The 8476-nt window shown below is 59.6% G+C and carries 5 protein-coding genes; 3 read left to right on the top strand and 2 right to left on the bottom strand.

Going from position 1 to position 8476, the window contains the following annotated elements:
* Positions 1-1824 precede the first annotated feature (1824 nt).
* Together K1Y02_23205 and K1Y02_23210 are read left to right on the top strand one after the other, a co-directional pair.
* A complete protein-coding gene (locus K1Y02_23205; GenBank protein ID MBX7259289.1) occupies positions 1825-2211 on the top strand; it encodes a PEP-CTERM sorting domain-containing protein in 387 nt (128 codons plus the stop codon).
* Between the two features lie 394 nt (positions 2212-2605).
* Complete coding sequence (locus K1Y02_23210; GenBank protein ID MBX7259290.1) at positions 2606-4969, top strand: beta-galactosidase; 2364 nt, start codon at positions 2606-2608, stop codon at positions 4967-4969.
* Positions 4970-5064: 95 nt separating this feature from the next.
* Here the strand turns inward: K1Y02_23210 and ruvB are convergent, their stop codons facing one another.
* Both ruvB and ruvA read right to left on the bottom strand, forming a co-directional pair.
* Positions 5065-6087 carry a Holliday junction branch migration DNA helicase RuvB gene (ruvB, locus tag K1Y02_23215; protein ID MBX7259291.1) on the bottom strand — a complete coding sequence of 341 codons (1023 nt, stop codon included), beginning with the start codon at positions 6085-6087 and terminating at the stop codon, positions 5065-5067.
* 6 nt (positions 6088-6093) lie between these two features.
* Positions 6094-6729 (bottom strand): Holliday junction branch migration protein RuvA, encoded by a 636-nt coding sequence (gene ruvA, locus K1Y02_23220; GenBank protein ID MBX7259292.1) that lies wholly within the window; start codon positions 6727-6729, stop codon positions 6094-6096.
* A 315-nt stretch (positions 6730-7044) separates the two neighbouring features.
* Between ruvA and K1Y02_23225 the strand changes: the two genes are divergently transcribed.
* Complete coding sequence (locus K1Y02_23225) at positions 7045-8199, top strand: hypothetical protein (GenBank protein MBX7259293.1); 1155 nt, start codon at positions 7045-7047, stop codon at positions 8197-8199.
* The last annotated feature ends 277 nt before the right edge of the window (positions 8200-8476 follow it).

The following is an 8476-nucleotide window of genomic DNA, read 5'->3' on the forward strand; positions in this document are numbered from 1 at the left end:
AGTCCGTTTTCTTCGCCCTGTATCGCAACGGAGGGCGGACTCCAATCCACGCTGCTGATCCTGGTTGTGGCGGGGTCTCCTGACCCGGCCACTCCCAACGACCGAATGGTCTCCCGTCTTGCCGCTTGGTCTGTAAACGTGACAGTGGTTTGGTCCATTTTGCCGCTCATATCGCGCTCCTGTGCGATGAGGCGCGTGTGCGGTTCGTCTAAATTCCACGTTTGGATTCCTGTGTGCCGCATGCTCGCGGGGGCGATCTGAGTGAACGAACCACTAGCGTCCCTACAGGACGCACATTAGGGGGGCGGCTGTTCATGGGGTTCCGGTTCGCGTCTCGCGACGCAAACCTCCACCCCAGGCTGGAGTATTTCGCGCTTGCAGCGCTCAGGCGTATCGAGTCAAATCATGGGTGCGAATCGGTGTTCGAGTCACTTTCGGTAGCGTCTATGCCACCCCAGGCTAGAGTATTTCGCGCTTGCAGCGCTCACACCACTCTTCTCGACCGACCGGTCTCCCGCTCTGCGGAACCCCATAGCGCTTAGCCTCTTCCGCGCTGTCAGCGCGGCATACCAGAGCCTTGGGTGGCGCGCGCCGCATAGCGGCCGCGACAACCCAAGGTAGTAGCATCCCCCCAAAGTCCACGCTGTAAGCGTGGAAGTGGTTGGGTTCATGGCGCCCCACATATCGCGCGCCTGTGCGATGAGGCGCGTTTGCGGTTCGTCTACATTCCACGTTTGGATTCCTGTGTGCCGCATGCTCGCGAAGCCAATCCAAACAGGTGAACCGCTGGCGTCCCTACAGGACGCACGTTAGGGGGGCGGCTGTTCCTGGGGTTCCGGTTCGCGTCTCGCGACGCAAACCTCCACCCCAGGCTGGAGTATTTCGCGCTTGCAGCGCTCACACCACTTTTCTCGACCGACCGGTCTCCCGCTCTGCGGAATCCCATAGCGCTTAGTCTCTTCCGCGCTGTCAGCGCGGCATACCAGAGCCTTGGGTGGCGCGCGCCGCATAGCGGCCGCGACAACCCAAGGTAGCAGCATCCCCCCAAAGTCCACGCTGTAAGCGTGGAAGTGGTTGAGTTCATGGCGCCCCACATTTCGCGCCCCTGTGCGATGAGGCGCGTGTGCGGTACCTCTACATTCCACGTTTGGATTCCTGTGTGCCGCATGCTCGCGGGGGCGATCTGAATGAGCGAACCGCTGGCGTCCCTACAGGACGCACATTAGGGGGGCGGATGATCCTGGGGTTCCGGTTCGCGTCTCGCGACGCAAACCTCCACCCCAGGCTGGAGTATTTCGCGCTTGCAGCGCTCAGGCGTATCGAGTCAAACCATGGGTGCGAATCGGTGTTCGAGTCACTTTTGGCTGCGTCTATGCCACCCCAGGCTGGAGTGTGCCGTGATGGCAGCACGAAGAGGGTTGCCGTTCGGCAATCGTGGTGGCCGAAAGACGGATTCCCGCCGTGACCTGCCCCAGTTTGTGGTCCAAGGAATCCAGATTTGGTCCACCCTGGATACCCTTGAACCATCAAGTTGCACGCGCACTTCGCACCGTCTGCGCACTCCCTGCGCCTTGGCGGCTCTGCGCGAGTCACCTTCTTCTCTTCAGGACACCCCGGGTGACAGAGGTGAATTCCCAGACCGGCCAATCGTCCGAGCTATAGCCCATAAGCCAATATATTTAAATCACTTACGACAAATACAAAGCGGCGGACTGGAAAGTCCGCCCTCCGAAGAGGAGTCTACAATTCGGCAATACGCCGCAAGCGACGGACAACTTCACGATCCGCATCTTCGAGGACAACGGAAGTGGCCTTCCCGGCACCTTGGTCGCAACGTATACCGCGGCCAACCCGGTCAGGACGGATACGGGTGTCAATGCCTTAAGTGGTTCCGATATATACGAGCACTCGTACGCCATTTCGCCGCTATCGTTGACAGCGGGAACAACCTATTGGATCAACATCTACAACGACACCACAATCGATACGGATGATGTCTGGCTCTGGCTCTTTTCCTATGGTCCACAGGGAGGCGGAGGAGCCTTAGCCCCGAGCGTGGACAGCACCGCCTACAATACGGCCGACGCCCTCAACACCGGCTTTGCGTTCAGGCTGCGCAACAACACCGTCGTGCCGGAACCGGCATCGATCCTGCTCATGGGCCTTGGGCTGGGCGGCTTTGCCTGGCGCGCCCGCAAAAAGAACTGCTAGCGAATTTCGTTCCGCCTATTCTCCTGCCGCTCTTTGCCTCACATGGCAGAGGGCGGCAGTCTTGCATTCGGTATCCGGCAAGCGGTCTGCGGCAGCGTGACCACATGGAACCGGCTCGGTGTAGATGGACCGCCAATCACTATACGTGGGCTACGTAGGGCGGTACTTCCGTCCCTACGGCACCGAGTTCCTCGACGCGGATGTCCAGGGTACGTCGGTGGGGCCGGCCTGCACTCGGCCCGTAGCCGCGCTCGCCCCGGCACCCGCGCGGCGAGTACGTGTGCTCACGGCGTGCGGTGGAGTAGGAACCAACTTGCCTGGCTTGGGCAGTCTCCCATATCGTGCATGGCATCCTGACTTCATTGGACAAGAGAGCACGGAAAGAAGAACCACAATGCACTTATCCGCACCACTCAGAACGAGCTTCTGTGTATGCGTTGCTTGGGCCTTGTTCGGGCAGTTTGCGTCGGCGGACGGCGGGGCCGGATTCGTGTCCCTATTTGATGCCGGTTCGCGAAGTGCATCCAAGGCGACGCTGCGCAATGCCGAAAGCTTGAAAGCGACGGAGCGGGCAAAGCGCACCGTGTTCGAAGCGGCACCTGAAACCGATCCGTATGAGAAGGGCGCGTGGGAGTTTGATTTCACCGAACCATTTCCCAACACGTGGGAGCGCCTGGTTCTGGAGATCGAGTTCTTCGACGAAGGCGCCGGAGTCATTCAACCGCTTCTGCTCCAAGACGATTCCTTTTCGGGCAAGTGGTTGCGTCCGAGCCGGTCTGTTTCTTTCACGCGATTGAACACGAAGACCTATCGACGGGCGTACTTTGAGTTCGATGCGGCGCCACCGGATTCCGGGGCAACGAAGAACCCGCATCTGAGAATATCCGGGCTTCAGTACCTTCGCGCCATACGCGCGCGCCGAGCGCTGTCCGATTCACAATGGCATGCAGCCGAAAAGAGCGTGCCCAGCAACGTTGAACCGATGCTCGTGCTTCAGCGTCCCATGCAAATCAATTGCACCGTCGGCATACCGGATGTGGGCAATCCGCCTTCGCTGGCGGTTGCGCTGGAGAACATACGCGAATATGCGCCGCTCGCCAGACTCCTGGGTTTCACATCCGTTGAATGCTTTGTGCGGTGGGACTTGTTGGAACCTCGCGAGGGGGAGTTCGATTTTACTCACTACGACACCCTTGTGAGCGCCATCCAGAAGCGGGGGCTGAAGTGGTTTCCCAATCTGGTGATAACGTCCGCATTCTCGCTACCCGGTTGGTACTACGAATCCGGCCAGCATAACGGCCTTCGCTGTCTGGAACACGACCAAATGAATCAGGTGCCGACCATATGGAACGACGACACCAGGAAGCATGTGATTCGGGTGCTGTCGGCTTTCGGCCACCACTACGAAGCGAAAGGTGTGCTCGAAGCCGTACGGCTTGGTCCAAGCGGCAATTTTGGCGAAGCACAGTACCCTGCGGGTGCGGGTAGAGCGCTTGGATATCGCGGAGAGCCCATGCACGCCCATATTGGATGGTGGGCAGGCGACGCCTTTGCGCAGACGTCGTTTCAAGAATTTCTGCGGACACGTTACGCAACCGTGGATGCGCTGAACGCGGCATGGGGCGATAGCGCAACATCGTTTGAGCAAATTTCGCCGCGATTACCCGAGACGTATGTGACGCGTCGCGGCCGATTGGATATGACGGAATGGTATACGGACTCGATGACCCGTTGGTGCGACTTCTGGGCTGAAGCGGCCCGTGCAGCCATGCCCAACACGCCCATCTACATGTCTTCCGGCGGCTGGGGTTTTCGCGAAGCAGGCACGGACTTCACCGCGCAAGCGGAGTCCATGAAGAAGCACGGCGGTGGGATTCGACTCACAAATGAGACCGATAGCTTCGAGCAGAACGTTTACGCAACACGCCTGGCGGCGACCGCGGCGCGTCTCTATGGGATCCCCCTTGGCTACGAGCCCGCGGGATACCATAGCGGGCGCGGCACGGTCGCGCGGTTCTTCAACACAATTACGACGAACGGGGCAAATCTATACACGCGCCACTCCGTGCTGTTCGAGGACTCCTTTTCCGTAGACAGATGGATCCGCGATTATCCAAACCTGGACAGGCGAGCCGACCCTGTGATCGAGGTTGCGCTTTACTATCCCGAGACGATGAACCAGCTCGACGACGGGACGTTTCGCCACTTATATGCGTGGGGATTCAATTCGCGCGCTGCGGAGATTCGCCGTCGTGTGGATGTCGATTTTCTCGATGAGCGCCTGATTCGCGCGGGATACCTGGAGCGATACCGAGTCCTCGTGTTTTGCTGGGGTAACACAATTGAAGACGATGTGCAGCGCACGATCGATGCGTGGATTCGCCAGGGAGGCACAGCAATCTACCCGACGTACCCGCGCGGACCACAGGAAACCGTGGAGGGAGACCAGTCGCGTTTCCTGGCGTGGGAGCGCGGGGATACGGGCGCGGGAACGTTTCGCCGCTTCAAAGGCGACATGGAGCCGGTCTCGCTGTACGGAGACTTCGTGGAAGAGGTCTTGCAGGGGGTTGGATCACTGTCGCCACTGACCCGTCAAGTGCTCGCTATTCAGCATCCTGAGCAGGTCTACTTCAGTGTTCTTGCCGACGGCTCTCTTGTCGCACTCAATTATGGCGATAAACCGGCGCCGGTTTCGCTGGAGGGCCGCTTTACGGAGACCATCATGCCGTATTCGTTTCAATTTCTTCCCTTAGAATAACCTCCGCGAGCGAAGTGAGAATTCGGGGGCTGATGCACGCACCGCCTTGCTGGGGGTGACGGGGTCACGAGACCCTGGCACGGCATGGATGAATGTTAGAACAACCGTCCTTGGGGTTCTTGCGGGGCGGCAAGGCCAAAATGCTTGTAGGCGAGCGGGGTGGCGACGCGGCCCTGGGGCGTGCGCTTCATGAACCCGATTTGGATAAGGTAGGGTTCGTGGACTTCTTCGAGGGTTTGGGCTTCTTCGCCGACGGCGACCGCTAACGACGACAAGCCGACCGGGCCGCCGGCAAATTTCTCGATGATGGTGTGGACGATGGCTTTGTCCATGTCGTCGAGGCCCAGTTCGTCGATGCGGATGAGACGGAGCGCGGCGTCGGCGATGGGTTTCGTGATCGCGCCATCGGCCTTGACCTGGGCGTAGTCGCGGACGCGGCGGAGCAGGCGGTTGGCGATGCGGGCGGTGCCGCGCGATCGCGAGGCGATTTCGAGTGCGCCGTCGGGGTCGATGGCTACGTTGAGGATGCGCGCGGACCGCGTGACGATGGCTTCCAACTCTTCGGGCGAATAGAACTCGAAGCGGCAGGTGTCGCCGAAGCGCGCGCGGAGCGGCGGCGTGAGCAGGCCCGCGCGGGTCGTCGCGCCGATGAGCGTGAAGGGCTTCAGGCCGATCTTCATGCTGCGCGCCGTCGGGCCTTTACCGAGCATGATGTCGACTTCGAAATCCTCCATCGCGGAATAAAGCGTTTCTTCGACGGCGTGATTCAAGCGGTGGATCTCGTCGATAAAGAGCACGTCGAATTCTTCGAGACTGGTGAGGATGGCCGTCAGGTCGGCTTGGCGTTCGATAACAGGCCCGGACGTGGCTTTGAAGTCGACGCCCATTTCGTTGGCGAGCACGCGCGCGAGGGTCGTCTTGCCGAGTCCGGGCGGGCCGGAAAGCAGCAAGTGGTCGAGCGGTTCGCGGCGGCCCTTCGCGGCGGCGATGGCGATGGTCAGCTTTTCCTTGATCGGTTCCTGGCCGGGGAATTCGTCGAGGCGCTCGGGCCGGATGCGCTCCTCGTACTCGCGGTCTTCGCCGGTCGGTCCGCCGCTCAGGATTTCTTCGGTCGCCATGATCGATTACACCTTCGCCATCGTGCGCAGCGCGGCCTTCACGAGATCTTCGGGCGTCGCGTCGTCGCCGAGGGATTTGCGCGCGGCATTGGCGGCTTTGCGGGCCTCGCCGAGCGTGCACCCGAGCGCGCACAGCGCCGCAATTACGTCGTCGGTGTCGGCGGTGGGTTCTTCCGGCTCGCCGAGAATCGCGTTGAGTTCGGCGTCCTGTCCGAGTTTCGCTTTCATCTCAAGGATGATGCGTTGCGCGCCTTTCTTGCCGACGCCGCTGACGCGGGTGAGCGCGGTGACGTCGTTCTGCATCACAGCGCGGCCAAAGGCCTGGACGCTCATCGCCGAGAGGATGGCCATGGCAAGTTTGGGTCCGATGCCGGAGAGCGACAGCAGCGTGACAAACAACGCGCGCTCTTCTTCGCGCAGAAATCCGTAGATGTGGAAGAGGTCTTCGCGGATGTGACAATGGGTAAGCAAGGTGGTTTCGGCATCGACCGTAAGTTTGCGGTATACGCCTTCGGGAACAAACACCTCGTAGCCCACCCCGTGCACGTCGAGCTCGACGTGGGTGAGTCCTTTTCGCGCGACGGTGCCTCGTAGAAATGCAAACATGCCGCAATGGTAGTGCGTAGCGCGACGCATTTCCACATGGCAAAAACCGAATGGACACGATTCACAAGATCTACGCAGCGCAGCATAGCCACAACCAAGTTGACTCAACCACCGATGAACACCGATAAACGCCGATAAGAGGATCAATCGGGCACGTTTCGTTTCAAACCACGGGGAACACTGGGAGCACGGGAAAATTCGTGAAGCTTGCACAGACTCTTTCGGATAGTAGTGCGAAGAATCCGAAAAACAGAAGACGATGCGCCTCTATTTCTCTCTTCTCAATCATGTTCATCGTGTCAATCCTGTCCATTCATTTTTTGTTCGCGAAGTTGTGCCATAATCCGCGGCATGCCACGAGGAAGAAAGAAGTCGGTCAAACGTGTGCGGATGCGCTTGGCGCTGCCGCTGCTCTTTTGCATCGTGCTGGTAGGCGCGGTAGCGGTCTACATGGTACGAGGCGGAGACCTGGGTAATTTCTCGCGCGATGCAACGGCATTCCTTGGCAGCATTCCGAATCGGGTACAGACCGCTTCGATACAGCCGCCGCTGCCAAACCCTGAACCGGCCGCCTCGGAGGAGACGGAGCGCATCGCCGTTTACTTCGCGCCGGGGTCGCGCATGCGCGGCGGAGATATCGACGACGCGTTGCTGACGTTGCTGCGCAGCGCGAAGAAATCGCTGCGCTGCGCCTTCTACGACTTCGAGTATGTGGAAGCGGCGAAGGTGCTTGTCGAGAAACACAAAGAGGGCGTCGAGGTCGGCATCGTGTCCGACAGCGGATACGAAGATCGCGATGCTGTGCGACTATGCATGGACGAAGGGATACGCGTGGTGTTCGACAAACGGCGTCCATTCATGCACGACAAGTTCTGCGTGGTGGATGACACGATTGTGTGGACGGGTTCGACCAACATCACGGAAAACTGCCTGTTTCGAAACGACAACAACTCGTTGCGGATCGAAAGCGAACAACTTGCCGAAGACTACACCACCGAGTTCCGCGAGATGTTCGACGCGGAGAAGTTCGGACCGAAGTCGCCGCGCAATACGCCCTACCCGAATGTCGAGGTCGATGGCGTGGCCATTCGCTGCCTGTTTGCGCCGGAGGACGGCGCGCGCGCCGCGATCCTCGAAGCGATTCGCGAGGCCGACACGTCGATCACGTTTATGGCGTTTTCATTCACGTCGGACGCGATCGCAAAAGCGATGGTGTCGCGAATGGAATCGGGCGTGAAGGTGCGCGGCTTGTTTGAGACGCGCGGCGCGGGCGGCAGTTACAGCGAAGACGATCTTCTTGCGCGCAAGGGCGCTGAGATTCATATGGACTCGAATCCCAACAGCATGCACAACAAGGTAATCGTCATCGATACGGAAGTCGTGATCACCGGGAGCTACAACTTCAGTGCAAATGCGGAAGACGACAACGACGAGAACGTGCTGATTCTGCGCTCGCGTGGCATTGCGCAGAAGTACGAGACGCAGTTTGAGACGCTCGTGAACTGAGAGCTGCGACTGGGGTCGGGAAGAGTCTGACCACGAATCACACGAATAAAGAGAGCCGTTATTCTCAGCGGCCTAACTGTCATCCCGAGTCCGCCTATGGCGGACGAGGGATCTGGCTTAAAGCAAGCTCTTCCCGGTGCCAGATGCTTCGTCCGCCGCGGGCGGACTCAGCATGACAATCCAAAGCAGGACCGAAGCATTGTCTTGGTGAAGAGGATGAACATCTAAAGACCCATTAGACGACCTGCATGGCGTCGAAGGGTTGGCCCAGCACAGG

It is taken from the genome of Candidatus Hydrogenedentota bacterium (genome assembly GCA_019695095.1).
Lineage (GTDB): Bacteria > Hydrogenedentota > Hydrogenedentia > Hydrogenedentales > SLHB01 > JAIBAQ01.